General features: G+C 70.9%; 27 protein-coding genes and 3 pseudogenes. 16 read left to right on the top strand and 14 right to left on the bottom strand.

Features of this window, described 5'->3' with window-relative positions; translation table 11 throughout:
- Positions 1 to 8 precede the first annotated feature (8 nt).
- A complete protein-coding gene (locus ACSU53_RS05500; protein WP_437025130.1) occupies positions 9 to 857 on the bottom strand; it encodes a response regulator transcription factor in 849 nt (282 codons plus the stop codon).
- A 195-nt stretch (positions 858 to 1,052) separates the two neighbouring features.
- On the opposite strand from ACSU53_RS05500, the gene ACSU53_RS05495 reads away from it, so the two are divergent.
- From ACSU53_RS05495 to ACSU53_RS05480, 4 genes and pseudogenes are all read left to right on the top strand, one after another.
- On the top strand, positions 1,053 to 2,726 hold the full coding sequence (locus ACSU53_RS05495; RefSeq protein ID WP_437025128.1) for an AMP-binding protein: 1,674 nt from the start codon (positions 1,053 to 1,055) through the stop codon (positions 2,724 to 2,726).
- A gap of 32 nt (positions 2,727 to 2,758) precedes the next feature.
- Positions 2,759 to 3,457 (top strand): annotated as a pseudogene (locus tag ACSU53_RS05490) (AMP-binding protein); the annotation flags it as partial.
- A gap of 125 nt (positions 3,458 to 3,582) precedes the next feature.
- Positions 3,583 to 4,002: pseudogene (locus tag ACSU53_RS05485) on the top strand (protein kinase); the annotation flags it as partial.
- A gap of 367 nt (positions 4,003 to 4,369) precedes the next feature.
- Complete coding sequence (locus ACSU53_RS05480; protein ID WP_437025126.1) at positions 4,370 to 4,639, top strand: hypothetical protein; 270 nt, start codon at positions 4,370 to 4,372, stop codon at positions 4,637 to 4,639.
- 1 nt (position 4,640) lies between these two features.
- Here the strand turns inward: ACSU53_RS05480 and ACSU53_RS05475 are convergent, their stop codons facing one another.
- The 6 genes from ACSU53_RS05475 to ACSU53_RS05450 all read right to left on the bottom strand — a co-directional run bounded on the left by ACSU53_RS05475 (position 4,641) and on the right by ACSU53_RS05450 (position 8,129).
- Positions 4,641 to 4,922 carry a DUF7848 domain-containing protein gene (locus ACSU53_RS05475; protein ID WP_437025125.1) on the bottom strand — a complete coding sequence of 94 codons (282 nt, stop codon included), beginning with the start codon at positions 4,920 to 4,922 and terminating at the stop codon, positions 4,641 to 4,643.
- A 511-nt stretch (positions 4,923 to 5,433) separates the two neighbouring features.
- Complete coding sequence (locus tag ACSU53_RS05470; protein WP_437025123.1) at positions 5,434 to 5,871, bottom strand: Scr1 family TA system antitoxin-like transcriptional regulator; 438 nt, start codon at positions 5,869 to 5,871, stop codon at positions 5,434 to 5,436.
- A gap of 3 nt (positions 5,872 to 5,874) precedes the next feature.
- Complete coding sequence (locus ACSU53_RS05465; protein WP_437025121.1) at positions 5,875 to 6,267, bottom strand: helix-turn-helix domain-containing protein; 393 nt, start codon at positions 6,265 to 6,267, stop codon at positions 5,875 to 5,877.
- Entirely contained in the window at positions 6,264 to 6,779 is a 516-nt protein-coding gene (locus tag ACSU53_RS05460; RefSeq protein ID WP_437025119.1) for a DUF6879 family protein, read from the bottom strand. The genes ACSU53_RS05465 and ACSU53_RS05460 overlap by 4 nt, the downstream gene beginning before the upstream one ends.
- Positions 6,763 to 6,969, bottom strand: coding sequence for a hypothetical protein (locus ACSU53_RS05455; protein WP_326755621.1), 207 nt, complete (start codon positions 6,967 to 6,969; stop codon positions 6,763 to 6,765). Before ACSU53_RS05455 ends, ACSU53_RS05460 begins: the two co-directional genes overlap by 17 nt.
- 428 nt (positions 6,970 to 7,397) lie before the next feature.
- Positions 7,398 to 8,129 (bottom strand): restriction endonuclease, encoded by a 732-nt coding sequence (locus ACSU53_RS05450; protein WP_437025117.1) that lies wholly within the window; start codon positions 8,127 to 8,129, stop codon positions 7,398 to 7,400.
- A 178-nt stretch (positions 8,130 to 8,307) separates the two neighbouring features.
- On the opposite strand from ACSU53_RS05450, the gene ACSU53_RS05445 reads away from it, so the two are divergent.
- The 5 genes from ACSU53_RS05445 to ACSU53_RS05425 all read left to right on the top strand — a co-directional run bounded on the left by ACSU53_RS05445 (position 8,308) and on the right by ACSU53_RS05425 (position 11,839).
- Positions 8,308 to 8,622 (top strand): hypothetical protein, encoded by a 315-nt coding sequence (locus ACSU53_RS05445; RefSeq protein WP_437025115.1) that lies wholly within the window; start codon positions 8,308 to 8,310, stop codon positions 8,620 to 8,622.
- Positions 8,619 to 9,203 (top strand): helix-turn-helix domain-containing protein, encoded by a 585-nt coding sequence (locus ACSU53_RS05440; protein ID WP_437025113.1) that lies wholly within the window; start codon positions 8,619 to 8,621, stop codon positions 9,201 to 9,203. Before ACSU53_RS05445 ends, ACSU53_RS05440 begins: the two co-directional genes overlap by 4 nt.
- Before the next feature lie 227 nt (positions 9,204 to 9,430).
- Positions 9,431 to 9,895 (top strand): hypothetical protein, encoded by a 465-nt coding sequence (locus tag ACSU53_RS05435; RefSeq protein ID WP_437025111.1) that lies wholly within the window; start codon positions 9,431 to 9,433, stop codon positions 9,893 to 9,895.
- A 596-nt stretch (positions 9,896 to 10,491) separates the two neighbouring features.
- On the top strand, positions 10,492 to 11,088 hold the full coding sequence (locus ACSU53_RS05430) for a hypothetical protein (protein ID WP_437025109.1): 597 nt from the start codon (positions 10,492 to 10,494) through the stop codon (positions 11,086 to 11,088).
- 82 nt (positions 11,089 to 11,170) lie between these two features.
- Positions 11,171 to 11,839, top strand: coding sequence for a hypothetical protein (locus ACSU53_RS05425; RefSeq protein ID WP_437025107.1), 669 nt, complete (start codon positions 11,171 to 11,173; stop codon positions 11,837 to 11,839).
- 337 nt (positions 11,840 to 12,176) lie between these two features.
- Here the strand turns inward: ACSU53_RS05425 and ACSU53_RS05420 are convergent, their stop codons facing one another.
- A complete protein-coding gene (locus tag ACSU53_RS05420) occupies positions 12,177 to 13,598 on the bottom strand; it encodes a recombinase family protein (protein ID WP_437025105.1) in 1,422 nt (473 codons plus the stop codon).
- A gap of 24 nt (positions 13,599 to 13,622) precedes the next feature.
- Between ACSU53_RS05420 and ACSU53_RS05415 the strand changes: the two are divergent.
- Positions 13,623 to 14,555, top strand: a pseudogene (locus ACSU53_RS05415) (AMP-binding protein); the annotation flags it as partial.
- Between the two features lie 36 nt (positions 14,556 to 14,591).
- On the opposite strand, the gene ACSU53_RS05410 reads toward ACSU53_RS05415, so the two are convergent.
- Together ACSU53_RS05410 and ACSU53_RS05405 are read right to left on the bottom strand one after the other, a co-directional pair.
- Positions 14,592 to 15,113, bottom strand: coding sequence for a GNAT family N-acetyltransferase (locus tag ACSU53_RS05410; RefSeq protein WP_437025103.1), 522 nt, complete (start codon positions 15,111 to 15,113; stop codon positions 14,592 to 14,594).
- 43 nt (positions 15,114 to 15,156) lie between these two features.
- Complete coding sequence (locus ACSU53_RS05405) at positions 15,157 to 15,792, bottom strand: hypothetical protein (RefSeq protein ID WP_437025101.1); 636 nt, start codon at positions 15,790 to 15,792, stop codon at positions 15,157 to 15,159.
- 272 nt (positions 15,793 to 16,064) lie between these two features.
- On the opposite strand from ACSU53_RS05405, the gene gcl reads away from it, so the two are divergent.
- Entirely contained in the window at positions 16,065 to 17,849 is a 1,785-nt protein-coding gene (gene gcl / locus ACSU53_RS05400; RefSeq protein ID WP_437025099.1) for a glyoxylate carboligase, read from the top strand.
- A 480-nt stretch (positions 17,850 to 18,329) separates the two neighbouring features.
- Here gcl and ACSU53_RS05395 read toward each other — a convergent pair whose 3' ends face one another.
- The 4 genes from ACSU53_RS05395 to ACSU53_RS05380 all read right to left on the bottom strand — a co-directional run bounded on the left by ACSU53_RS05395 (position 18,330) and on the right by ACSU53_RS05380 (position 22,044).
- The gene (locus ACSU53_RS05395) at positions 18,330 to 19,070 is read right to left on the bottom strand and encodes a TIGR04222 domain-containing membrane protein (protein WP_437025097.1); all 741 of its coding nucleotides are present in this window, start codon (positions 19,068 to 19,070) and stop codon (positions 18,330 to 18,332) included.
- 170 nt (positions 19,071 to 19,240) lie between these two features.
- On the bottom strand, positions 19,241 to 19,477 hold the full coding sequence (locus ACSU53_RS05390) for a hypothetical protein (RefSeq protein WP_437025095.1): 237 nt from the start codon (positions 19,475 to 19,477) through the stop codon (positions 19,241 to 19,243).
- A gap of 542 nt (positions 19,478 to 20,019) precedes the next feature.
- Entirely contained in the window at positions 20,020 to 20,910 is an 891-nt protein-coding gene (locus ACSU53_RS05385; protein WP_437025093.1) for a 2-hydroxy-3-oxopropionate reductase, read from the bottom strand.
- Positions 20,911 to 21,186: 276 nt separating this feature from the next.
- Positions 21,187 to 22,044 carry a TIM barrel protein gene (locus ACSU53_RS05380; RefSeq protein WP_437025091.1) on the bottom strand — a complete coding sequence of 286 codons (858 nt, stop codon included), beginning with the start codon at positions 22,042 to 22,044 and terminating at the stop codon, positions 21,187 to 21,189.
- Between the two features lie 324 nt (positions 22,045 to 22,368).
- On the opposite strand from ACSU53_RS05380, the gene ACSU53_RS05375 reads away from it, so the two are divergent.
- The 5 genes from ACSU53_RS05375 (at position 22,369) to pucL (ending at position 25,108) form a co-directional block, all read left to right on the top strand.
- A complete protein-coding gene (locus tag ACSU53_RS05375) occupies positions 22,369 to 22,620 on the top strand; it encodes a hypothetical protein (RefSeq protein ID WP_362095129.1) in 252 nt (83 codons plus the stop codon).
- The gene (locus ACSU53_RS05370) at positions 22,617 to 22,988 is read left to right on the top strand and encodes a helix-turn-helix domain-containing protein (protein ID WP_437025089.1); all 372 of its coding nucleotides are present in this window, start codon (positions 22,617 to 22,619) and stop codon (positions 22,986 to 22,988) included. The genes ACSU53_RS05375 and ACSU53_RS05370 overlap by 4 nt, the downstream gene beginning before the upstream one ends.
- A gap of 235 nt (positions 22,989 to 23,223) precedes the next feature.
- The gene (gene uraD, locus ACSU53_RS05365; protein WP_437025087.1) at positions 23,224 to 23,733 is read left to right on the top strand and encodes a 2-oxo-4-hydroxy-4-carboxy-5-ureidoimidazoline decarboxylase; all 510 of its coding nucleotides are present in this window, start codon (positions 23,224 to 23,226) and stop codon (positions 23,731 to 23,733) included.
- Between the two features lie 7 nt (positions 23,734 to 23,740).
- Positions 23,741 to 24,145: a hydroxyisourate hydrolase gene (gene uraH / locus ACSU53_RS05360; protein ID WP_437025085.1), complete on the top strand. Its 405-nt coding sequence runs from the start codon at positions 23,741 to 23,743 to the stop codon at positions 24,143 to 24,145.
- Between the two features lie 6 nt (positions 24,146 to 24,151).
- Positions 24,152 to 25,108 (top strand): factor-independent urate hydroxylase, encoded by a 957-nt coding sequence (pucL, locus tag ACSU53_RS05355; protein ID WP_437025083.1) that lies wholly within the window; start codon positions 24,152 to 24,154, stop codon positions 25,106 to 25,108.
- Positions 25,109 to 25,219: the final 111 nt, after the last annotated feature.

Here is a 25,219-nt window from a genome sequence, read left to right as displayed (position 1 = left end):
CCGCAAACCTACGGCAACCACCCCGCCCTGCGGGCCGCGACCACCGCCTCCCCCCGGGTGCGCGCCCCCAGCTTCCGCATCGCCGACCGCAGGTACGCCTTCACGGTTTCGGCCGTCACACCCAGCCGCCGCGCGGCCACCGCGTTGGTCGCCCCGGCCGCCACACACCCGAGCACGTCCACCTCCCGGGGCGCGAGCCGCACCCCGCCCCCGACCGCCGGCCCCGGCGTCAGCAACGCACAGGCATCCAGCAGCTCGCCCCGCAGAACCGGGTCCGCGATCCGCGGCGCCAGGGCCCGCAGCGCCGCGTACGCCTCCCGCACCTGCTCCCGGGCGGCCCCCGGCTCCGGCTCCCCGCCCCCGGTCCCGGGCCGGACCGCCGCCAGCAGCTCGTCCGCCTCCTCCCGCACCAGCAGCGCCTGCTCCACGTCCCGCGCCGCCGCCACGGCCAGACCCAGCGTGCGGTCCCCCAGCCGCTGCGGCGACCGCAGGGCCCCGTACAGCACCCCCCGCACCCGCCGCCGCACCACCACCGGCACCGCGACCACCGAACGCAGCCCCTCGGCGGCGACCGGCACGTCGTACTCGTGGCTGATCCGGCGCGAAGCCGAGTAGTCCGTCACCGCGCACGGCCGGGCCAGCGCCACCGCCCGGCCGCCCAGCCCGGTGCCGGCGGTCACCGCCAGCGCCCGCAGCGCCGGCGTCGCCGTACCGGCCAGCTCACTGATCCGCACCTGGCCCCGCCCGCCCTCCACCAGCCCGCCGAACGCCACCGGCAGCCCGGAGGTGCGCCGCAGCCGCGCCAGCGCACCGCGGATCTGGGCCACACCCGCCGCCCCCACCGGGTCCGTCGTCACCTGATCGCCCCTTCGCCGCGGTTCCGAGCGCGCCTCACCCCCGTTCGGGGGTAGTGAGACCTGCATCACGGATTACACGATGGACCACAGCCGCCCGGCAAGGTCCGGCACCGGGGGCACACGAGCCGCAGGGCTCCCCACACCGATCCGGCGCCCCCACGGGCGCCCGGACGCAGGAGAGGAACCGGAGCAACGATGACGACGGCGACCGACGAGTTCCGCAGGGCCCGGGACTTCCTGCTGGCACACCGCGAGGACTACGCCACCGCCCACGCGGGCTTCACCTGGCCCAGGCCCGAACGGTTCAACTGGGCGCTCGACTGGTTCGACGTGATCGCGGACGGCAACGACCGCACCGCCCTCCACCTGGCCGAGGAGGACGGCACCGCCACCCGGCTGTCCTTCGCCGACCTCGCCCGCCGCTCCGACCAGGCCGCCAACTGGCTGCGCCAGCAGGGCGTCCAGGCCGAGGACCGGATCCTGGTCATGCTCGGCAACCAGGCCGAACTGTGGGAGACCGCCCTCGCCGCCATGAAGCTGCGCGCCGTGGTCATCCCCGCCACCCCCCTGCTCGGCGCCGCCGACCTGCGCGACCGCGTCGACCGGGGCCGCGTGCGGCACGTGATCGCCCGCGCCGCCGACACCCCCAAGTTCGACGAGGTCCCCGGCGACTACACCCGCATCGCGGTGGGCAAGGGCGCGAGCACCGCCTGGCTGCCCTACGAGGACGCCTACGGCGCGGCCGGGCACTTCGCCCCCGACGGGCCGACCCTCGCCGACGACCCGCTGATGCTGTACTTCACCTCCGGCACCACCGCCCGCCCCAAGCTGGTCGAGCACACCCACACCTCGTACCCCGTCGGGCACCTGGCCACCATGTACTGGATCGGGCTGCGGCCCGGCGACGTGCACCTGAACATCTCGTCGCCCGGCTGGGCCAAGCACGCCTGGTCCAACCTCTTCGCCCCGTGGAACGCCGAGGCGACCGTTTTCCTGTACAACTACACCCGCTTCGACGCGGGCCGGCTGATGGCCGAGATGGACCGCGCCGGGGTCACCACCTTCTGCGCCCCGCCGACCGTGTGGCGCATGCTGATCCAGGCCGACCTGACCCGCCTCGCCCGCCCGCCCCGCGAGGTCGTCGCCGCGGGCGAACCGCTCAACCCCGAGGTCATCGAACAGGTCCGCCGCCTGTGGGGAGTGGACATCCGGGACGGCTTCGGGCAGACCGAGACCGCCGTGCAGGTGGCCAACAGCCCCGGACAGCCGCTGAAGACCGGCTCCATGGGCCGCCCCAGCCCCGGCTACCGCATCGAGCTCCTCGACCCCGTCTCCGGTGCGCCCGGCGCCGCCGAGGGGGAGATCGCCATCGACCTGTCCGACCGCCCGGTCGGCCTGATGACCGGCTACCACGGCGACCCCGACCGCACCGCCGAGGCCATGGCGGGCGGCCACTACCGCACCGGCGACATCGGCTCCCGGGACGCCGACGGCTACATCACCTACGTGGGCCGCGCCGACGACGTGTTCAAGGCGTCCGACTACAAGATCTCCCCCTTCGAGCTGGAGAGCGCCCTGCTGGAGCACGAGGCGGTGGCCGAGGCCGCCGTGGTGCCCGCCCCGGACGCGCTCCGGCTCGCCGTGCCCAAGGCGTACATCGTCCTCGCCGCGGGCTGGGAGCCGGGACCGGACACCGCGAAGGCCCTCTTCGCGCACTCCCACCGCACCCTCGCCCCCTACAAGCGGATCCGCCGCCTGGAGTTCGGGGAGCTGCCCAAGACCGTCTCCGGCAAGATCCGCCGCATCGCGCTGCGCGAGGCCACCGCCGCGGGTTCCGCCGCCGAGTACCGCGAGGAGGACTTCCGGTGACCACCGCATCCCCGACGACGGAGCCCACCGCCCTGTCGTACGCCCACGGCACGAGCACCACCCCGCTGCTCGGCGACACCATCGGCGCCAACCTCGCCCGTGCCGTCGCCGCCTGGCCCGACCGCGAGGCCCTGGTCGACGTCCCCTCCGGCCGGCGCTGGACGTACGCCGAGTTCGGTGCGGCCGTCGACGAGGTGGCGCGCGGACTGCTCGCGACGGGCGTCACGACCGGCGACCGGGTCGGTATCTGGGCGGTCAACTGCCCCGAGTGGGTCCTGGTGCAGTACGCCACCGCCCGCATCGGCGCGATCATGGTCAACATCAACCCGGCCTACCGCGCCCACGAGCTGGAGTACGTCCTGAAGCAGGCCGGCATCGGTGTGCTGATCGCCTCCACGGCCCACAAGGGCAGCGACTACCGGACGCTGGTCGGCCAGGTGCGCGGACGGTGCCCGGAGCTGCGGGAGACCTTCTACATCGGCGATCCGTCCTGGGAGGCGCTGACCGCGGCCGCCGCCGACGTGCCGGCCGAGCGGCTGGAGACCGTCGCCGCCGGCCTCGGCTGCGACGACCCGGTCAACATCCAGTACACCTCGGGCACCACCGGCTTCCCCAAGGGGGCCACCCTCTCCCATCACAACATCCTCAACAACGGCTACTGGGTGGGCCGTACCGTCGGCTACGACGAGCAGGACCGGATCTGTCTGCCGGTGCCCTTCTATCACTGCTTCGACTGATACAGCTTCAGGGTACACGCTACAGGCCAAGCCCCGCACGGGAATCCGCCTTCACAGTACGCTGGTTGGGAGGTGATTCCATGTCGCTCCAGGAGAACGTCCGCAACCATCGGCGCCGCGAGGGATGGACGCACGGCGACGTACAGCCGGCACACTTCATCGTCGGGCGGGATGAGACGCACCTCATCGACCTTGCACTGGCCCACGGGGGCTGGGTGCCGGAAGGGCGGGACTTCCCGTACCCCGGCTGCCTGGTCCACTACGAGGCGCCCAAGATCTCCGCCTCCGTGCTGGCGGCCGGGGAGGCCGAGCCGTCCCCGGAGTCCGACATCTACGGCCTCGGCGCCACTTTCCTGATGTCGAAGACCGGGTGGCGGGCCGTCGAGTACCCCGACGATGCTCCGCGCGCCGTGCAGCGTCAGGCCGTTGTGGACGGGAAGCGCCGCCAGGTGACCGTGCCGGGCAAGCTCGGCTCCCTGGTCGACGACATGCTGAGCTACAACCCTGCCGACCGGCCGACGAAGTCGTGGCCGCGCTGAGCTGAGCCGGAACGACGAAAGACCCCCCGGCCGCGCGGTCGGGGGTCTTCGTATGCCGTACGTCCAGGCGTAGTTGGACAGTCACATCGTGTATCGTTGGTCGCCGGAAAGAAAACGGCACGCCCCCAGCAACCAAGGCGCTGCCGTGACAGTTGAAGGTGGCCATTGGCCAACCCAGCACTACCGAGTTTTGTCGAAGGTTGCGCGACAAGACTCGACCGGGCAGTCGCCCCGCCAAGCGACTGCTCAGAGGGTCGTCCGGTGCCGCCAGTCGGAAGGGCTCTCTTGAGTCGCCCATACCAGGGTGACCGGTCGAGTCTTGCCGAGAGTCGCCCGGTCGCCCCTACTGAGAAGGGGAACACCGGGCATGAGTCCCAACCACAAGAAGCTGTGCGCCGCTGGGGTGGCGCTCATCGTCTCCGTCGCGCTCGGCGCACTGAGCGCACTGGCGTTCGCACTCATCGACGAAGATCATGACGACTGGGCTGTCCTGGCGGTTTTCTGGCTCGTGACTGGTACGTTCTTCATCGGCTCCGCCGCATGGGTCGCACTCTTCGACTTCTCCGACAGTCGCCCTCCGTCGCCGGCACTCGGACAGGCGCCCTCGAACAGTTCGTCGGGGACGCCTGTCCCGTGAGCTACCCCACTGGGCAGGCTCCCGTGCTGCACTCCTCGTCCGTCGAGTCCTCGACCGAGGTCACCTCGTACTCGGCGAACTGCTCGGCGGTCAGCCGCTCGTACGGGGCCTGCTCGCGCGTCCCGTCCGGCCGGTGCGGCTCATGCACTCGACGCCCCCCCGCGCCGTCTGTCGACGGCTCCGCCTTCCAGTCGCACGTCATGCACTCCGCCTCGAACGTCATGCAGGTGTCCGGCTGCTGGGTGATCCGGTGCTTCACGTACCGCAGGACGGAGCGGGTCACTGCGCACCCTCTCGGGCTCTCATCGCCTCGGCCATCCGCTCGGCCACATCCGCACGCACCATGCCTACGTGTACGTACGCCGTGCCCTTGTGGGTGACGACAGGGCGCACGGTCCCCCAGACGCTCACTGGAACGCCGAGGGAGGCGAGGGCCGCCCGTAGTGCCTCGGTCGCTGCAATGGCCGCAGCTCGGCCGTCTCGCCACGTCTGCATGTCCATCACTCGGCCCCGTGGTCTTCCCGCAGGTGCGTACGGAGCACGACGTTCGCGTCCGACACCTTCGAGTAGTCCCCGACCGATCGGGCGTTGGTTCGTGTAACGGCGTGGCCGAGGCATTCCCGACAGCTTGCTACGGGTTCCGGCTCCCGGTCCGGGGCCATCAGGTGCACCGGCCCCGTGATCGTCGTCTTCGGCGTACTCATTCCGTGCGGCCTCCCGGACTTCGTATCTGCCGAAGCATGATCCCGCGGAATGCGCACCGGTCCTCGGTTCATGCGCGTTGTCGACTGAAGTCATGCACGGCAAGCCGCCGACCACTCGGCGAGCGTCGCTCGAAGCTCCTCACCGAACAGCGCGCATTCCTCGTACCCCGCGAATTCCTTCAAGTAGGTCTGCACGTCCCGGCCGTCACGCAGTACGAGACTGCCCGCCGAAGTTTCGATGGTGAGCAACGATGCATCGTAAATCGTGAAGGTGTTCAGTGGCGCCCGAGGAGTTACCGTCCCCACGGGAATCACACCGATGCGCACATTCGGAAGGTAGGACAGGGAAGACAAGCGGTCCATCTGTTCGGCCAACGCCAGGGGCGAAACGACCGGCCAGCGAACTGCTTGCTCGGTCAGTAGGAACGTGAACTGTTTCGACGCATCGTAGAGAACGGCTTGCCGTTCCAACTTTCCCGAGACTGCCTTACTCGTATCTGCCGGGGAGTGCGCGAGGCTCGCCCTCACGTATTACGGCGTGGCGAGGAGACCGGTAATCATCGAGAGTAGGAAGTAGCGCATGCGCGTCGAGGACGCTTCAAGCCCTTTCAGCTCTGCCTGCCGTGTTCCGAGCCCCTTCCGGCGAAGCTCCCGCAGGTTCCGCCATTCCGTGTTTGCCATCCTGGCGAGTGCGGACGCTTCGGCGACCAGTTCGGGCGGAGCGTCCAAGGCCCTGAGGATCGCCTCCACGTCGACCAGGGACGGCCGTGTCCGGCCGTTCTCGATCCGGCTCACCTTGGACTGAGACATGTTGCAGCGCGCGGCGAGCCGATCCCCTGAGAGGCCGGCTCGCTTGCGTAGCTCTCGGAGCAGTGAGGCAAGTTCCGGGCCGAACTCGCCGAGCTGCTCAGCTTCGAACGTCACCCCTTCACGTACTCCAGGAACGGGACCGACTCGGCAACGGCGATGCGCTGGTATTCGATGAAGTCGGCCGGCTCGCCCTCGAACAGCTCTCGACTCACCTGGGCGCCGTCGCTCTCGTAATGCATGAGAACGACCGTCGAGCGATCGAACATCCAGAAGTCTTGGACTCCCGGCAAGGGATTCTCTCGCTCGGTCACGTCGAGAATTCGGATGTCTTCCCCGGCGAGTGCATGCGGGGCGTAGTACCTGGAGAACTCGAATTGCAGATACTCGGAGAGCGGCCGAGTCACGATGTGCACTCGCCCCTTACGCCTCCCCTCACCGCGAAGCCTCTTCAGGTCTTCCGTGTACGGCGACGAGTAGGTGTCTGGGTCCACTCGCTTACCTGCTCGAAAGTCTTCGAGCTCTCCGGCTTCCTGCGGTACGAGGTACTGCGGCAAGGTTTCCAGTCGCCACGCCTCGGACTGGAACCCCCGAAGAGTCGCCTTCCAGTCGTCACCATCCAAGAGCACGAACAGCCTCCCGAAGAACGCTCTCGGGAATCTCCACAAGCCCTTCCCCCTGCGGCGGAGCGAAGGCATTGGAAACGTCCCCCTGCACGACGAACGTCCCCCGCTCGGTCCGGTAGACATTCGGGCAGTCGTCTTCGCCGCACTCCCCGTTTCCGTTGCCGGTAAGCCGAGTCAGTTCTTCGCGTGCCATGCGAAACCCCCTTGTCTGTCGGCCCTGTTCGGCCGTTGGACACGACCGTACGAGTGTCATGCCCGGCCGTCCATTCACGTTCGTGGGTATGCACGTTGTTGCATGAACTGGCCAGCGCGGCGCCACCTTACGGGAGCAGTGGGCGCCCCTCCTGCGCGGCCCGGATGTGCTCAGGCTACAGCGCGTCCTCGCCGTACCGGGCGGTGAACGCCCGCACGCGGCCGAGGGGGAGTCTGGCGGAGGCGGCTCCTCGCGCACCCACTGATCGGACGCTGAATCTCTCCCCGAGTGGTCCGCCTCGGGGAGGGGTTGAGCGAGCCGGCCACGGCTCGCCTGTCGCCAAGGAGCGCCGCGCCCTCGTCGAGGTGGCCGAGCTACTGGCGCCGTGACAGCTCCGCTCAGCCAGCCTCCGTCCTCGCCGTCGCCGACTACAAGAAAGAGTTCGGGATGGAGTGATTCAGCCAGCCTCTGGCTCTCTCGGCCTGGGCTTGGCGGGCCCAGATCTCGTCCCGTTCCTTGTCGGTCAGATCCTCAAGCCCATCCATCATGTACAACCAGTCCTCTGCTGTTGGCTCCTCTCGATGCCACATGTAAAGGTCGATGCTGGGGTGCAGAACCGCGAGAAGGCGCCTGAAGGCGGCCGGGGTTACGCCGCCGAAAACACACAGAACTCCACGGTCGACGCGTAGGTCCAGGAGCTTGCCGATGAACTCCTCGACAGTGCCGATGCTTACGGCCCGCTTGTAGAGCTTGCACTCGAAGGCGATGCGCAGGGTTCCGCCGATGGCTGGCACAGATGCCAGTACGTCAATCTGGCGCTCGATCTTGCTGTGGACACCGACCAACCTCGCGTCGTGCTGGACGGTCGCGTTGGCGTCGAGCTTGCTGACCTGGTCCGCAACCAGCCGTTCGAACGATTGCCAATGGTCGGCGTCGCTGGCCCAAAACGGCATCCGGTTCATCATCAAGTTCCCCACGTCGCAAGAGTAGGTGCAGGGTCTGACAGTGGTCCCAGAGAGTGCCTGTCCCCACCAGCGAACGCCTTTGGGCGTTTGGTCCTGCCGGGCAAGACGCTCGGCTGGCAGATCGCCGGCCGGTGCGAAGTTGACCGGATCGGTCGGCATCATGTAGTCAATCTCTTCCGCCTCTTCGAGGCGCACCGTAGCTCCCGCCGCTCGTCGGCGGTCGAGCTGGACACTCCGTGAGAGTCCGCCATCCCGAGGGGCTGGCAGGGGAAGCCCAGGGCACCCCGAGCGCGAACGGTACGCGCGATCTCCCATCACCACGCCGAGGCGTAGCCGTGCGCTGCCCTCGGCCTCTCGAAGGAGGTCGCAACCCGTGACGTCGACTGGCTACCTGCTCGACCTGGCCGTCACTGACTACCACCTGTCCTACTCGCACATCTCCGCCGAGCTCATCGTCGCTCTGCCCGAGGGCTCTGCCGTCTCAGCCGTCCGCATGATGCCGGACGGCTCCTCGCTCCGACTGACGTTCGTTCGCAGCTACGGCGAACGGGAGCTCTGGCACGTCCCCGGACTTCGCGCCCGAGGGATCTCGAACGAAGAGCTCTCCCGAGAGCTCGTCTGCGTCCTGTACCGCCCTACCGCCATCGTGACCACGGAGCGGACACGCCCCTTGGAGGTGGCTCGATGAACAACGGCACGAAGAAGAAGGGAGCCCCCTTCAAGGTTCAGTGGGAGCGGCACGTTCTGCGAGTGGCGAAGCTGAAGAACCCGACTCACGCGCTCGTCGGCATGGCTTACATCGGCTACGCCAACCCTGACGGGAGCAACCTACGCCCGCCCGCCATGAAGCGGATCGCCGCAGACCTCGGCCTGTCCGAGCGCACCGTAGAGCGCGCCTTCGAAGGGCTGGAGGCTGCGGGGCTCATCGTGCGACTGAGCCGAGGAATCCCCAGCAAGGCGAGCCACTGGCGCTTCGTCATCCCTGCGGAAGACCCGACAACCCTGACGGAGACACCCGACAGTGGTGACAGGAAGAACCGACAGCCCTGTCAGGAAGACCCGACAGCGGTGACGGCGTACCAAGACAAGTACCAACACACCACCAACACAACTACCAACACAGAGGCGGCCCTCACGGGCCGCATCAACGTTGACGACGTCTGGGCTCAGGTCGAGGCCGAGCACTACGAGCGGGAGCACTACGAAGAGCTCTCGACTCGCCACCTGCTCGAACGCTTCGAGCTCGGGGCGCCTGTCGGCGCCCTCTGACGTAGACCGCGACGGCGAGGTGATCGCCGAGCGCCACACCTTCGCCGTTGCTCTGTTCGCTCTGTGGCGCCCTACCGGGCGCCCCTGACGCATGCCCGCCTACTCACTGGAGGCGCTACCGCGCCCCACTTCCCGAAGACCCTCGCGGCAAGCGACTCCACCTTGCCGTTGCAGCTCTGCTCAAGCGGCGCCCGACAGGGCGCCCCATCACAAGGAGGACTTACACAGTGACTACGTACTCCCCGATCATCGCCGCCGATGGAAGCAAGCTCTGTGGCATCGAGTCGTGCGGCCGTCCGCACCGCGTGCGCGGCCTCTGCCTTGCGCACGGTCAGCGCGTCCGCGTGCACGGCCATCCGCAGGCTGACAAGCCGTTGCGCTCCCACGCCTCCCGCAACTGGAAGGGCGAAGACGTCTCGTACATCGGCGCACACAACCGCGTGCCCCGAGAGCACGGCAAGGCCGCCGAGTGGAAGTGCGCTTGCGGATGCGGCCGACAGGCCAACGACTGGGCGTACCTCGGGACCGATGCGGCGGCAAAGGTCGACGAGACCGGCCGCCTGTACTCCGTCAGCCCGGACCACTACGCGCCCTTGGCGAAGACGTGTCACCGCGGCTTCAACACCTGGCAGGCGCAGCGCCGTACCGGTGTCCCCATCGGTCTCGTCATCGCCGAAGCGCTGGCCGCGTAACCACCCCCTACCGGAAGGAAGTGATCCCACTGTTCACCGTCTCCCACGTTCACCGCTCCGCCCGCCGTACCGGCGAGCGCCTGTCGGCCCTGCTCGACGCCGACACTGCCCGAGGCGTTGACGTCCGGCTCATCTTTGCCGACGCACACCAAGGCCGAGGGTCGGCCCGTTGGCTCGACGTCGAGCTGTACGCCACGAAGGGGCATGGCTACCCACACGCCGACACGGCCGAGGCTCTCCGCTCCGTGGCGCTCGTCCTGGACTCCGTCACCGGCCACGAAGTACAGGGCTTCGGTTCAGTCGCTGGCGGCGCCCTCACGGGCTCTCACGCCATCCGGGAGGGTCTGGCGCTCTCACTTCGGTTGTGCGTCCAGACGGATGCACCGGGACTCCCCGACTCACGTTTCACTCTCGACAGCCGAGACCGTGCGCCGTAGGGGGCTGCGCACCGAAGCCGCATACCCACTGAGCACGGGGGCGTGTCCTGGGGAGTGCTCGGGACATACCCGTCGCGTGTCGGCCGGCTCAGTGAGTCTTGGAGCCAAGTCGCGAAAAACCGCTACGAGTTGACCGGCTGACAACGCCACACTTGAGGCATGGACGAACTGTATGTAGTCCGGCATGAGCCGACCTGGCGCGAGGAGCCGGAACCAGACGACGAGTACGACAACGACACGGACCACAAAACCCTGTACGCCCTCTTCGGGCTGGCCATCTACAAGGCCAACGTCCTCGAACACACCCTCGTCAACACTCTCGCCCTGGCCAGAATCATCACGGCGGAGGAGCAGGGGGAACAGCTCATCCGGGACCCTTGGGCGCAGGGCTTCAAGGACATGATGGGCAAGCTCATCAAGCGCGCCGAGCCGTACGTAAGCGCCTACCCGGAAGTGGTAGACGACCTGACCAACAGCCTGAAGCGGCGCAACTTCCTGGTTCATCACTTCTGGCGTGAGCGCATCCAAGAGACGATCGCCGAGGCGAGTCGAGCCAAGATGTGCGCGGACCTGAAGGCCGACTGCCGACTGTTCACTCAGACGGATGAGCGCCTGAGTGAGAGGGTCTTTGACCCCCTGGCGAGGAAGCGGGGAATCACGGCCGAGATGATCGAGGCTGCGTACGCGAAGGAACGCCGCGAGGCGATGAAGCGCTACGAGCCCGACTCGTTCACGGCCGAAGACGATTCGGGCTGACCTGCTTGTTCACACGCCCCTGGCCAAGCTGAAATTGCCCTGAAGTTCCTGGGAGGCAACGGTGATGATGTAGCTTCCGGCCATGAACACTCTGGCGGGGGACTGGTGGGAATCCGGCTCGTGGTGGCAGCTCGTCGTCACGATCGCTGCGAGCATCGCGGTGGGCATTCTCGGAGCCTGGGCGGCGCTCAGGTCCAGCAACCCAAAGCGTCAACTCACCTGGCGAGTGCGATCCAACACCCCGCTCATGAGCGTACCCGGAAACCCCCAGGGGTCTGAGCTCGCCGTCACCTTCTTCGGTGCGCCGCTGGCATCACCGCGCATCGTTGAACTCGTCATTGCCAACTCAGGTCGGCGTGACATCACCGCCCCCATGTTCCATGACGCTCAACCACTGCGGTTCGACTTTGGCGACCCCGTCTGCACCATCCTGGATGTGACGACATCCCCCGCCGGAAGCATCTGCCCCACGTTCGACACCGCTGGCTGGCACATCGTGGGCGATGACACATCGGGAGAATGTTGGGTTGACGTCCTCCCCACGTTGCTCAGCAAGGGGCAGGAAGTCGTACTCTCTGTACTCGTCGACGGCGATGAAAAGCCAGTGGACTTGGTCAGGTTCCCGCTGGTCGATGTCACTCCAGTCTCCGAAGCGCCGGGGGAACGGTCGCGAGCGCTCGCCGAGGCACTCAGCCGAACGTCGATCTACCTCGGGCCGATCCGCATCAGGGTGCGCTCTGATCGACCCTGAAACCGTGGCGCAAGGGCGGGCGGTAAGACGCAGCGGTGCGGAAACCACGGCTCAGGGGATCACCCCCCCCGACCGACGTCCGACCGAGCGGGCAGGCGCCCGGGCGGCTGAGGACGCAGCACGCGGCCCGCTCGCGAACGATCACGCAGCCTCGGGCCCCAGTCCTCGGCCGCTCGCTCCCTCGACGACAACGACGCGGACGACCGGGCACTCCTCGACGAGCTGATGCCCATCACGTACAACGCCTTCAACCGCAACGGTCGCGTCGCCCCCTGACGCCAGGCAGAGGGAAGCCCCGGTACCCCCGAAGGGGGGTACCGGGGCCTCGTCGTATCCGCTACTCGCTCACGTCCCGCCACCCGATGGTGACGTGGTCATCGACAGACATGGAGGACATGTGCCGGCCCTTGGCCGGGTTCAGGGTGACGATGCAGCAGAAGTCCACCCACGCACGACGCGTCGGCAGAGGCAGACTCGGCCACCCCTCGATCAAGCCCGCGACCCCCTTCACCGGGTCGAGCGGAGGGATGCCGGCCGAGCTCGCCATCTCCGACTCGATCTCTTCGAGCTTCTTCTGGAGCGCCGTCGACCCTGCGGTCATCTGAGACAGGCTGATCGAGCCCTCTGCGTAGGCCAGAGCCAGCCCGTCGAGGCGGTTCCGCAGTTCCTGTGCCTGACTCTGGAGCTGAGCCCCTGAGCGGCCATCCTGGGCGTTCTGAGTCTCCAGGATCTGACCCAGGAAGTCGGGGAACATGAGGCGGGCCAGAGTCGCCTTGCTCGCACGGTCGTCGGCGATGCTCCGCGGAGTGCGCGTGTGCGTAGCCGTGCAGCCGTACACCGGGACGCCCCGGTAGCCGCGACCGTTGACCGTGTCCGTGCAGCCGTCGTACCCGCACTGCCCGATGCCGGCGAGCAGCGTGCCCGGCGTCCGGCCGGTCCGCTTGCCTCCCGAGAATCGCTCCGGGCTGTTGAGGATGGCGACGACCGAGTAGTGCACCTCGGGGTCGAGGATCGGAGGCCACTGGGCCTCGCCCATCACCTCGCCGTAGTACGTGGACATCCCGGCGTAGCGCGGGGACGTGAGTACCTTCTTCACGCCCCGCAGCGTCCACCCCTTGGCGCCCGTGACCTTGCTGCGGGGTGACTGGAGCTTGGCCTCGTCCCACTTGCGGGCGACCGCCGACAGAGACTCCCCGGCGAGGATCATCTGTGCGCCCTCGACGATGGCCGCAGCCTCGTCGGCGATGAGCGTCATGTGGTCGTCTGCGTACCCGAAGGGGCGGATGCCGGCGGTGTACGGGCGGCCCTGCTGGGCGGCCTGCTGGTTGGCGAGCTTCTGGCGCGCGGCCTTCTGCTCACCCTCGTAGGTGGCCCAGGCGGTCACCGTGCGGGCGACAGCTCGGCCGGCCGGCGTGGACAGGTCGAGGTGTCCGGCCTCGACCGCGTAGACATTGACGCCCAGCTCGATGACGCGCTCCAGGTCCCGCGTGACGCGGATGAGGCGGTCAGTGTGCCAGCACACGATCGCCTGCGGGTTGCTCTGGAGCATGGCTTCGAAGTCGGGCCGGACGACGTTCTTCTTCGTGGCGCTCAGGTCGTTGTCGACCCAGACGTGTCGGACCTTGAGCCCGAGCTGTGCGGCGAGCGTCCGGCAGCGCTTCTCCTGCCGCTGGACGCCGTACTCGTCGCCAGTGAGATCCTGGCTGATGCGGACGTAGATGTCGCACTCGCCATCCTGCCCTGCCCCGCGATTTTGCATGAAGGACATGGTACCCCCAAGGTGTACCGCTCGTTCGGCATGGTCATGGGCAACCTGGCGGCCACCTCCCACGGCGCCTGCATCGTCGTCCCCGCCCCCTCCTTCGACCCGGCCGCCACCCTGCGGGCCGTCCAGCAGGAGCGCTGCACCTCGCTCTACGGCGTGCCGACGATGTTCATCGCCGAACTGAACCTCCCCGACTTCGCCTCCTACGACCTCACCTCGCTGCGCACCGGCATCATGGCGGGCTCGCCCTGCCCGGTGGAGGTGATGAAGCGGGTGGTCGCCGAGATGCACATGGCGCAGGTCTCCATCTGCTACGGCATGACGGAGACCTCCCCGGTGTCGCTGCAGACCCGGATGGACGACGACCTGGAGCACCGCACCGGCACCGTCGGCCGGGTCCTGCCGCACATCGAGGTCAAGGTCGTGGACCCGGCCACCGGCGTGACCACGCCCCGCGGCACGCCCGGTGAGCTGTGCACCCGCGGCTACAGCGTGATGCTCGGCTACTGGGCCGAACCCGCGAAGACCGCCGAGGCCGTCGACGCGGGCCGCTGGATGCACACCGGCGACCTGGCGGTGATGCGCGAGGACGGGTACGTGGAGATCGTCGGCCGTATCAAGGACATGATCATCCGGGGTGGGGAGAACATCTACCCGCGCGAGATCGAGGAGTTCCTGCACGCCCACCCGAAGATCGCGGACGTCCAGGTCGTCGGCGTCCCGCACGAGCGGTACGGCGAGGAGGTCCTGGCCTGCGTGATCCCGCGGGACGCGGCCGACCCGCTCACCCTGGAGGAACTGCGCGCCTTCTGCGCGGACCGCCTCGCCCACTACAAGATCCCGAGCCGGCTGGCCCTGCTCGACTCCTTCCCGATGACCGTGTCGGGCAAGGTGCGCAAGGTGGAGCTGAGGGAGCGCCACGCGCGGGAGCCCGGCGGCGGCCCGGCGTGACCCGGGCCGCCGCCGGACCGTGAGTGCCGCCGCCCGTCAGGACACCGGCGGCGGCACCGCGCGCCGCATGCACACCCGCGGCCACCGGGCCAGCCCGACCTCCGCCTCCTCGGCGACGACGCGGCGCAGCCCGTCCGGCAGTTCGTCCGGGTCCAGGACGCGGAAGCCGAGCCGGGCGTAGTAGGGGGCGTTCCACGGGACCTCGGCGAACGTGGTCAGCGTCAGCGCCGTCAGGCCCTCCGCGCGCGCCCGGCCGGCCGCGTGCTCGATCAGGGCGCGGCCCACCCCGCGGCGGGCGGCGCGGGGGTGCACCGAGACCTGCTCGATGTGCAGTGCGCCGTCGACCGGTTCGGCCAGCAGGTACCCGGCCGGCCGGTCCGGGCCGTCGGCCGCGACCCAGCACCGGCCCGCGCTGCGGTAGCGCTCCAGCATGCCGAGGGAGGGCGGTTCGTCGTCGGCGATCTCCGGCATGCCGACGTCGCGGAAGGGGGCGCCGGCGGCCCGTTCGATGTCCTGGAGCGCGGGCAGGTCGCCGGGGGCGGCGGGACGGATGCGCATCCGTCGAGTATCGGCCGCCCGGGCCGCGCGCGTCGCCGGGATTTCAGGCCCGGGTGGCGTCCAGGTCGTCGGCGGGGGTGTTCGCCGGTCTCGGCACCCCGTCGCGGTCGATGAGGAACAGGGGGACGGCGAGGGTGTCGCCGCGGGCCCGGGCGCCGTCGGTGTGGCCCGCCCGGGAGAAGTGCACGCCCAGGGCGGACTCGGCCATCGCCGTCAGCCACAGGCACTCCACGTCCCGCTCCGTCGCGGGCAGGGGCGCGGGGTGGACCTGGGCGACGATCCCGTGGCCGGTCAGCCACAGCCCGGACGGCGGGCGCCGGCCCACGCGGCGGACGTCGCGGTGGCCGAGGCCGCGCAGGTACCGCTCGGCCGCCGCGACCGCGTCCCGCACCCGGCCGTCCGGCTCCGTGTCCGTGTCGTCCTCCGTCACCGGTATCCGCAGGGAGGTCCCGCACGGGCAGCCGAGCTGGGGGCGCGGCCACTCGCCGGACAGGCCGCAGGCGGGGCACCGCACGGTGACCCACTCCTCCTGCCAGGCCCGGTGGACCACGGGCACCGCCGGCCGCCGGCGGTCCAGCGGCGGTACGACCGGGGTGCCGCAGGCGCACGGGTACGACGGTGCCGTGTAGCGGTGCGCACGGCGGCAGACCGGGCAGTGCACGGTCAGTTTTTCTGACATGGGATCCCCGTTCCCGGACCGCCCCCCGGGTCCGGCACTCCATGGCTCCATCGTCCTCCTTCCGGCCGCCGGGTGTCCGGTACTTGCCGGTACTCGCCGCTTGCCGCCGCCGTCTTGACGGGATTCGCGCGCCCACCCTATCTTCATTCCAGATAGCAGAAGAAGATTTCCGCATTACGAAAACCGGCGGAAGTTGAGCAGGTTCCCACCGGAGGAGCTCACCGCGGGGCGCGACGGGAGTGCGAATCCGACGGCCGAAGCAGGAGTACTCCATGGCTCGAATGACCGCTGCCCGCGCGGCAGTTGAGATCCTCAAGCGTGAGGGCGTCACGGACACGTTCGGTGTCCCCGGCGCGGCGATCAACCCGTTCTACGCGGCGCTCAAGGCATCCGGCGGCATCACCCACACCCTCGCCCGCCACGTGGAGGGCGCCTCGCACATGGCCGAGGGCTACACCCGCACCGGCCCGGGCAACATCGGTGTCTGCATCGGCACGTCCGGCCCCGCCGGCACCGACATGATCACCGGCCTGTACTCGGCGTCCGGTGACTCCGTGCCGATCCTGTGCATCACCGGCCAGGCACCGACGGCCGTGCTCCACAAGGAGGACTTCCAGGCCGTCGACATCGCCTCGATCGCCGCGCCGGTCACCAAGATGGCGATGACCGTGCGGGAGGCGGCCCAGGTCCCCGGCGCCTTCCAGAAGGCGTTCCACCTGATGCGCTCCGGCCGTCCCGGCCCGGTGCTCATCGACCTGCCGATCGACGTCCAGCAGACCGAGATCGAGTTCGACCCCGACACCTACGAGCCGCTGCCGGTCCACCGGCCCGCCGCCTCCCGCGCCCAGATCGAGAAGGCGCTCGCCCTGCTGAACGCGGCCGAGCGCCCGCTGATCGTCGCGGGCGGCGGCGTCATCAACGCGGACGCGGCCGAACTCCTCGTCCAGTTCGCCGAACTGACCGGTGTCCCGGTCGTGCCCACCCTCATGGGCTGGGGCGCCATCCCCGACGACCACGAGCTCAACGCCGGCATGGTCGGCCTGCAGACCTCGCACCGCTACGGCAACGCGACCTTCCTGGAGTCCGACTTCGTCCTCGGCATCGGCAACCGCTGGGCCAACCGCCACACCGGCCGGATCGACGTCTACACCGCCGGGCGCACCTTCGTCCACGTCGACATCGAACCGACCCAGATCGGCCGCATCTTCGCCCCGGACTACGGCATCGCCTCCGACGCCCGCGCGGCGCTGGAGCTGTTCGTCGAGACCGCGAAGGAGCTCCGCGCCGAGGGCCGCCTGCCCGACCGCACCGCGTGGGCGGCGGCCGCGCAGCACCGGCGGGCCACCCTCCAGCGCCGGACGCACTTCGACGACGTCCCGATCAAGCCGCAGCGCGTCTACGAGGAGATGAACCGCGCCTTCGGCCCCGAGACGCGCTACGTGTCCACCATCGGCCTCTCCCAGATCGCGGGCGCCCAGCTGCTGCACGTCCAGCGGCCCCGGCACTGGATCAACTGCGGCCAGGCCGGCCCCCTCGGCTGGACGGTCCCCGCCGCGCTGGGCGTGGCCAAGGCCGACCCCGGTGCGCAGGTGGTCGCCCTGTCCGGCGACTACGACTTCCAGTTCATGATCGAGGAGCTGGCGGTCGGCGCGCAGCACCGCATCCCGTACGTCCACGTCCTGGTCAACAACGCCTACCTGGGCCTGATCCGCCAGGCGCAGCGGGCCTTCGACATCGACTTCCAGGTCAACCTGGAGTTCGAGAACATCAACAGCCCCGAGCTGGGCGTGTACGGCGTCGACCACGTCAAGGTCGCGGAGGGCCTGGGCTGCAAGGCGATCCGGGTGACCGACCCGAACGAACTCGGCGCGGCCCTGGAGGAGGCGAAGCGGCTCGCGGCGGAGTTCCGGGTGCCGGTGGTCGTCGAGGCGGTCCTGGAGCGTGTCACCAACATCGCCATGTCGACGACCAACGACATCGGCGCGGTCGTCGAGTTCGAGGACCTGGCGACGGAACCGGGGCACGCGCCCACGGCCGTCAGGCCGCTGGAGGTCTGAGCCCCGCGCCGCCGGGCGGTCCTTCCCCGCGAGGGGCGGGCCGCCCGGCGGCGTGTCCGGACGGCCGTCGCCGCCCCGAGCCGTGGGGCCGGCCGGGCCGGCGCCCCGAGCGGCCGTTCCCAGCCGTGCCCGACGGGTCCGGCGCCCGCATCCTGCCCGTCCGACGGCCCGTCGCCTCCCCGCGCGGCGGCCACCGCCCGTCTCCCGTCACGCCCTCGGCCGTCCGACGGTGCGGGGCGCCCCGCCGCCCATCCGCCCCGCCCGGACGACGTCACGTCAGGTGCTCCGGCGTGGGGCGCGCTTCCGCGGGCTGCCGTCCTGCCGCATGCGCCGGGCCGTTTCCGGTGTCGGGCGGGTGCGCGACGGCCGGGTACGCCGGTCGCCCTTTCTGCCGGGCGGGGACGCCCGGCAGAAAGGGCCCCGCCCGCCCCGCCCCCTGCGAGCCCGCTTCCCAGGGGCTCCCGCACCCGGCCCCGGCGCTCAGTCCCCGCCGCCGCAGCCCCCTCCGCCACCACAGCCGCCGCCCCCGCCGGATCCGCCGTCGACGCCGTAGTCGCCGCAGGCGAACCCGCCGCCGGAGGATCCGCCGCCCCACAGGCCGCCGCCGTACAGGCTGCGCCGCAGGAGGGGCGCCTGCCGCAGCCGGACCCGCTCGACCAGGCCCGTGCGCAGGGCGAAGCGGGGAACCAGGGCCCGGAGCGCGGGCTCGCCGTGCAGGGCGATCGCGAGCAGGACGGTGCGGTCGGGCAGGCCGCGGCGGCTCGCCGGCACCGGATGGGCCGTGCGCAGTGCGCGCAGGTGCCGCCGGGCGGCCCGGGACGGCCGCAGCAGGGGCAGGCGCAGCAGCCCCGCCTCGGCGAGCGGGACGCGCAGCTCCGCCACGGCCCACCGGACGTCCGGACGGCGGGTCAGCTCGGCGAGGCCGCAGGGCTCGTGGAGGCAGGAGTGCACCGCGCTCTCCAGGTACCGCGCGCGCTCCGCGCGGCTCACGGCGCCCGGCCGCCCGTCCGGCGGTGCCGCCGCACCCGGGGGCGGGAGGACGGGCAGGCCCCGCTCACCCTCCCCGCGGGCCGCGCGGAACGTCCCCGGGGCGCCCGCCTCGACCGCTCCCCGCAGGTGCAGGGCGACCACGGCGACCGTGACCGCGGCGCGTGGTCCGCCGCGCAGCAGCGCCACCTCGTGCGGCGTGCCGAGAACCGTCGTGACGTCGTCGTCGACCATGGAGCACCCCCGACTCCCGTGACGGCGGGGCCCGCCGCCCCCGTGCCGACGGGCCCCGCGTGCCGGGGTTCTTCCCGGCCCGCGGGGCGGTCCACGCCTCCAAGTCCCCGGTTCAGAGGTTGATTTGAGGGTGCCGTAGCGCGCCTACGACCCCTGCGGTACGCGGCGCGTCAGGGGGTGTGGGGGTGGGACAGTCCGGGCCAGTCGTCGGGGCCGCCGCCCTGCCACTCGACGAGGTCGGTGCCTTCGACGTCCGTCACGTACAGGTCGGCCAGCCGCAGGATCTCGCTGACGTCGTCGGCGTGCGTGGCCAGTCCCAGGGTCTCGTCGCCCGACGTGACGCGGCGGGAGCCGTCCAGGCCGGGCGCGTGGACCACGATGTGCGGCCGTTCGGTGGGAGGTGCCATGTCTCCAGGCTGCTGCGCCCCGGCCCGGTCCGCACCCGGGAGCGATGACGGGGCGGGCCGGGCAAGGCGGGAGCCCCGGTGCGGGACCGTCCGCACCGGGGCCGTGGGGGAGGGGAGGTGGGTCCGTCCGGCGGGCGAGGCCGGGCGCGACGGAACGTTCGCGCCGCCGGACGGGGCACTGGGGGATCCTCCGATCCGTCGGACAGGGACCGCGGCGGGTGCGACGGCCCCGGTGCCTCTCCCCTCAGGTCGAAGAAGAGGCGCCGGCGGCCTTCACCACCGCACTGGCTCGCACGCCACCGCGGGTCCCCGTCCCGCCCGGCGGACTCCGCCCCGGGCCCCCTCGTCGGGGGCGGGGCGTGGTCCGCGCGGGCCGCGTACGGTCCCGACCTCCCGTCAGGGGCCGTACGCGAGCTTCGGGTGCCGTTCCGGTGGAACGGGCGGGGGAGGGGAGGGGAAGGGGGGCCGGGCGGTGCCGGCACCGGGGCGCGACACAACAGGTGACGGCGCCGGCACCGCCCGGAGACCGGGAGGGCGCGGGGTCAGGCCGCCGTGCCGGACAGCCGCTCGACCGCCCGCAGCAGGGCGGAGTGGTCCAGGCCGCCGTCGCCCTGCGCCCGCAGGCTCGCCACCAGCTGGGCGACGACCGCGCCGGCGGGCAGCGCGGCGCCGACCGTGCGGGCCGCGTCGGTGACGATGCCCATGTCCTTGTGGTGCAGGTCGATGCGGAAGCCCGGGGTGAAGTCGCGGCTGAGGAAGTTGTCCTTCTTGCGGGTCAGCACGGTGGAGCCGGCCAGCCCGCCGTTCAGGACGTCCAGCGCGGCCTTCAGGTCCACGCCGGACTTCTCCAGGAAGACCACGGCCTCGGCGCACGCCTGGATGTTGACGGCGACGATGAGCTGGTTGGCGGCCTTCACCGTCTGGCCCGAGCCGTGCGGACCGCACAGCACGACGGTCCGGCCGAGGGCGTCCAGGAGCGGCCGGGCCTCGTCGAAGTCGGCCTGCTCACCGCCGGCCATGATGGACAGCACCGCCTCGATCGCCCCGGCCTCGCCGCCGGACACCGGGGCGTCGAGCACCCGGATGCCCTTCTCCCGCGCGGCGGCGGCCAGGTCGACGGAGGTCTGCGGGGTGATCGAGGACATGTCGATCAGCAGGGTGCCGGGGCGGGCGTTCTCCAGGATGCCGTCGGGGCCGTAGGCGACGGCCTCGACCTGGGGGGAGGCGGGCACCATCGTGATGACCACGTCCGCGTCGCGGACCGCCTCGGCGACCGAGCCGGCCGCGGTGCCGCCGGCGGCGGTGAGGCGGTCGAGTTTGGCCTGTTCCAGGGTGTAGCCGGTGACCTGGTAGCCCGCCTTGACCAGGTTCTCGGACATGGGGGAGCCCATGATGCCGAGTCCGATCCAGGCGACCTTGGGAAGCGTGCTCATAGGGGTTGCCTCTCTGCGTCTGTCAGTGCGTGGGCTCTGGGGGGTGTCTGGCACATGCGCGCGGCGTCGCGGTGTCCGGCACGCACGCTCGCCGCGTTGCCGAACCGTCCACGTGGCTCCTCCCCCGTTCTCGGCAGCGCTCGAACGGGGGGACCCCCATCGAGGACGCTCCGGCGCCTTGCGATCGCACGCACCGGACGCCGCTCCTTCTTCCGCGCTCATGTGCCAGACACCCCCTGATCCGGCCGCGGGCGACGCCGCCGGTGCCCGGGGTGTTCAGCGGGCGGCGCGGGCCTCGGGCGGGAGCCAGTCGAAGGACCGGTCGCTCGTGGGGCCGCCGGGCTTGTACTCCAGCCCGACCAGGCCCGTGTAGCCCGCCCCCGCCAGCCGCCCGAGCAGGTCCGCCAGGGGCAGCGTCCCGGTGCCGGGGGCACCGCGGCCGGGGCTGTCGGCGATCTGCACATGACCGGTCAGGGCGGCGTACCGGTCGATCACCGCGGGGAGGTCCTCGCCGTTCATCGCGAGGTGGTACAGGTCCATCAGGAACCGCGCGTTGTCCAGCCCCGTCGCCGCGTTGACCTTCTCCACGACCTCGACCGCGGCGGGCGCCGAGACCAGCGGATAGTGCGGCGACTCGGGCGCGTTCAGCGCCTCGATCAGCAGCACCGCGCCGACCCGGTGGGCGGCCCGGGCCGCGAGGGTGAGGTTCTCCAGCGCGAGTGCGTCCTGTTCGGCCGGGTCCACGCCGTCGACGCGGTTGCCGTACAGCGCGTTGAGGGCCGTGCAGCCGAGGGAGCCGGCGAGGTCGGCGGCCACGTCGACGTTGGCGCGGAACCGTTCGGACTCCTCACCCGGCACCGACAGGGCGCCCCGGTCGGGGCCGGGCAGCTGCCCGGCGTAGAAGTTCAGGCCGGTGAGGCGGACGCCGGCGCTCTCGATCGCCGTGCGCAGCGCGTCGAGGCGGGACCGGTCGGCGGTGGGGGTGTCGGTGAAGGGCCACCACAGTTCGACGGCGGTGAAGCCGGCCGCGGCGGCCGCCGCGGGGCGCTCCAGGAGCGGGAGTTCGGTGAACAGCATCGACAGGTTGACGCTGAAGCGCTGGTCGGCGGCTGTACTCCGGTCGAAACCCGGCATCGGGGCCGCTCCCTTCCGTGGTCGGGACGTCCGGGGACGTGGGCGGGACGAGGTGCAGGTGCGGACCGGCGGGACATCGGGCCGGCCGGGACGCCTCGGCGGCGTCGGAGACACTGTCTTCCATCTAATTCCGCTATGTGGAAGTTGCTTTCTGCACATTGGAAGATTGCAGGCACCCTGGGCCGCTTGTCAAGAGGAGAGGCGCGGAAAGGGGCCGTGACGCGCGCTGCCCGGGGCGGTGGGGCGGTGTGCGGACGCGGGCGGGGCCGGGTCATCGCCTCCCGTCCGGGGCCCGGAGCGCGCGGTGCGGGTTAGGTTGGGCGGGTGCGATTGAGAGTGGAGTTCACGACCGAGCCCTTCGACCTCGACGAGGCGCCGGAGCACGCCGTGGTGGCCCGGGAGACCGTCGAGGCCGCGGCGTTGGACGCGGTCGACGTCGGCCCGTTCGGGAACACCGTGGAGGGCGGCGCCGACGCTGTGCTCGGTGCCGTCGACGCCCTGCTGCGCCGCACCCTCGCCGCCGGGGCCACCCGCGTGTCGCTCCAGGTCAACGTGATCGGGGAGGCCGGGGAATGACCGGCGCGGCGGCCGAGGAACCGTTCGTCGCGGCCGTCAAGCCGCTGATCGACGCCATCGGCGGGGAACTCCTGCCGCCGGACGAGGCCGGGCCCGACGACGTGGTGCTCGCCTGGCAGGGGGCCGACGTGGTCGCCGTGCGCCTGCCGCAGCTGGCCGACTCCCTCGATCACATCCTGGCCGCGCTGGAACGCCGCCGGGGCCGGCCGCTGGCGGAGCTGGACCGCAAGGCCAAGCAGGAGATCGTCCGGGGGCTGGAGGCGCGCGGCGCCTTCGCGGTGCGGCACGGCGTGGAGACCGTGGCGAGCGCGCTCGGCGTCAGCCGGTTCACCGTCTACAACTACCTCAACCGCGAGAAGGGCACCTGAGGCCGGGCGGATCACGGCGGTCCTCCGGCCCGGCCCGACCTGGGCGTTCACGGTCGCGGCCGGTTCCGGCCCCAGGCGTCCGCCCCGCGAATTTTCAACAAACTGTTGACGTGCGGTGCGGGGCGGCGTTCACTGTCGGCACGCCCGGCCGGCATCCACCGGCCCGGCGCCCCGCCCGTTCCGCACGATGCCCGCGTTCGGCACCACGGCCGTGCGCGGCCCCCGAGAGGCTCCCGTGACGTCCACCGACACGCCGCAGGGTCTGGCCCGGTTCAACACCCTCGACGAGAGCGCGGCCCGCGCCGCCCTCCTGAGGATCTGCGCCTCCACCGCCTGGGGCAGGCACCTGCTCGCCGCCCGCCCCTACGCCACCCCCGAGGACCTGTACGCCGCCGGCGACGCCGCCATGGCCGCGCTGACGGCACAGGACCTCGCCGAGGCGATGGCCGGCCACCCCCCGATAGGCCGCCCCGAGCCCGGCGACCCCGCCTCCACCCGCGAACAGGCGGGCATGTCCGGCGCCCCCGCCGAGCTGAAGGCGGAGATGCTGGAACTGAACCTGGCCTACCAGGAGAAGTTCGGCCACGTCTTCCTCATCTGCGCCACCGGCCTGACCGGCGAGCAGATGCGGGACGCGGTCCGGCAGCGGCTCGGCAACCCGCCCGACGAGGAGCGGGAGACCGTCCGCACCGAACTGGGGAAGATCAACCGCATCCGACTGGCCCGACTCGTCGCTAAGGACTGACGCAGCCATGAGCACCACGACCACCGCATCCGTGTCCACGCACATCCTGGACACCAGCGCCGGCCGCCCCGCCGCGGGCGTCGCCGTCCACCTCTCCGCCCGCGCCGGGCGGGAGGCGCGGTGGCAGGCGCTCGGCGGCTCCGCCACCGACGCGGACGGGCGGTGCAAGGACCTGCCGGCCCTGCCGGAGGGAACCACCCACGTACGGCTCGACTTCGCCGTGGAGCCGTACACCGACCAACAGGCGAAGAAGCAAGCCGTCGCGCAGCAGGACGCCCCCGCGCACCGGGACAGCGGACCGGCCGTGTTCTTCCCGGAGGTGACGGTCACGTTCGCCGTCGTCCCGGGCGAGCACTACCACGTACCGCTGCTGCTCAGCCCGTTCGGCTACTCCGTATACCGAGGGAGCTAGCAGACCATGGCCGCCACACCCCGACCCGACCAGCCCGCCACGTCCCCGGCCCGCCCCGTGGTCCTGGGCCAGAACCAGTACGGCAAGGCGGAGAACCGCGTCGTCCGCATCACCCGGGACGGCTCCACCCACCACATCAAGGACCTCAACGTCTCCGTCGCCCTCTCCGGCGACATGGACGACGTCCACTACTCCGGCTCCAACGCCAACGTCCTGCCGACCGACACCACCAAGAACACCGTGTTCGCCTTCGCCAAGGAACACGGCATCGAGTCGGCCGAGCAGTTCGCCGTCCACCTCGCCCGGCACTTCGTCACCTCGCAGGAGCCGATCCACCGGGCCCGCATCCGCGTCGAGGAGTACGCCTGGGAGCGGATAGCGGCCCCCGGCACCGACCGCGGCGAGCACTCCTTCGTCCGCACGGGCCAGGAGACCCGCCTCACCCAGGTCACCTACGACGGCGAACGCTGGGAGGTCGTCTCCGGCCTCACCGACCTCACCGTGCTGAACTCCACCGACTCCGAGTTCTGGGGCTACGTCAAGGACCGCTACACCACCCTGCAGGAGACCCGCGACCGCATCCTCGCCACCTCCGTCTCCGCCCGCTGGCGCTTCGGCTGGACCGACGACGCGCAGCCGATGCCCGACTGGGAGGAGTCCTACGCAGAGACCCGCCGGCACCTGCTGGAGGCGTTCGCCGAGACCTACTCGCTCTCCCTGCAGCAGACGCTCTACGAGATGGGCGCCCGCATCATCGAGCGGCGCGACGAGATCGACGAGGTCCGCTTCTCCCTGCCCAACAGCCACCACTTCCTGGTGGACCTGGAGCCCTTCGGCATGAAGAACGACACCGCCGACGGAGCCGTCTACTTCGCCTCCGACCGCCCCTACGGCCTGATCGAGGCCACCGTCCTGCGCGAGGGCGCCGAGCCGCTCATCCCGGTGGACCTCACCAACCTCTGACCGCACCGCATTTCGGCACCCGTGGCCGGGGAACCCGTGCGGACCACCCGCCCCCGGCCACGGCACTCAACTCTCCCCGGGTCCTGCCGTGCCCTCTCCCCGTACGCGAAA

It is taken from the genome of Streptomyces sp. enrichment culture (genome assembly GCF_964273255.1).
Classification (GTDB): Bacteria; Actinomycetota; Actinomycetes; order Streptomycetales; family Streptomycetaceae; genus Streptomyces.
The sequence above is the reverse complement of the archived record's forward strand: the minus strand, read 5'-3'. Positions and strand labels throughout refer to the sequence as shown.

Excerpts from the sequence above, each read along its gene's own strand:
- uraH (WP_437025085.1), top strand. The coding sequence starts at position 23,741 with ATGAGCACCACGACCACCGCATCCGTGTCCACGCACATCCTGGACACC.
- ACSU53_RS05410 (WP_437025103.1), bottom strand. The coding sequence starts at position 15,113 with ATGCGCATCCGTCCCGCCGCCCCCGGCGACCTGCCCGCGCTCCAGGAC.
- ACSU53_RS05440 (WP_437025113.1), top strand. The coding sequence starts at position 8,619 with ATGAACAACGGCACGAAGAAGAAGGGAGCCCCCTTCAAGGTTCAGTGG.
- ACSU53_RS05480 (WP_437025126.1), top strand. The coding sequence starts at position 4,370 with ATGAGTCCCAACCACAAGAAGCTGTGCGCCGCTGGGGTGGCGCTCATC.
- gcl (WP_437025099.1), top strand. The coding sequence starts at position 16,065 with ATGGCTCGAATGACCGCTGCCCGCGCGGCAGTTGAGATCCTCAAGCGT.
- ACSU53_RS05455 (WP_326755621.1), bottom strand. The coding sequence starts at position 6,969 with ATGGCACGCGAAGAACTGACTCGGCTTACCGGCAACGGAAACGGGGAG.
- ACSU53_RS05370 (WP_437025089.1), top strand. The coding sequence starts at position 22,617 with ATGACCGGCGCGGCGGCCGAGGAACCGTTCGTCGCGGCCGTCAAGCCG.
- ACSU53_RS05390 (WP_437025095.1), bottom strand. The coding sequence starts at position 19,477 with ATGGCACCTCCCACCGAACGGCCGCACATCGTGGTCCACGCGCCCGGC.
- ACSU53_RS05495 (WP_437025128.1), top strand. The coding sequence starts at position 1,053 with ATGACGACGGCGACCGACGAGTTCCGCAGGGCCCGGGACTTCCTGCTG.
- ACSU53_RS05425 (WP_437025107.1), top strand. The coding sequence starts at position 11,171 with ATGAACACTCTGGCGGGGGACTGGTGGGAATCCGGCTCGTGGTGGCAG.
- ACSU53_RS05385 (WP_437025093.1), bottom strand. The coding sequence starts at position 20,910 with ATGAGCACGCTTCCCAAGGTCGCCTGGATCGGACTCGGCATCATGGGC.
- ACSU53_RS05430 (WP_437025109.1), top strand. The coding sequence starts at position 10,492 with ATGGACGAACTGTATGTAGTCCGGCATGAGCCGACCTGGCGCGAGGAG.
- ACSU53_RS05405 (WP_437025101.1), bottom strand. The coding sequence starts at position 15,792 with ATGTCAGAAAAACTGACCGTGCACTGCCCGGTCTGCCGCCGTGCGCAC.
- ACSU53_RS05395 (WP_437025097.1), bottom strand. The coding sequence starts at position 19,070 with ATGGTCGACGACGACGTCACGACGGTTCTCGGCACGCCGCACGAGGTG.
- ACSU53_RS05380 (WP_437025091.1), bottom strand. The coding sequence starts at position 22,044 with ATGCCGGGTTTCGACCGGAGTACAGCCGCCGACCAGCGCTTCAGCGTC.
- ACSU53_RS05420 (WP_437025105.1), bottom strand. The coding sequence starts at position 13,598 with ATGCAAAATCGCGGGGCAGGGCAGGATGGCGAGTGCGACATCTACGTC.
- pucL (WP_437025083.1), top strand. The coding sequence starts at position 24,152 with ATGGCCGCCACACCCCGACCCGACCAGCCCGCCACGTCCCCGGCCCGC.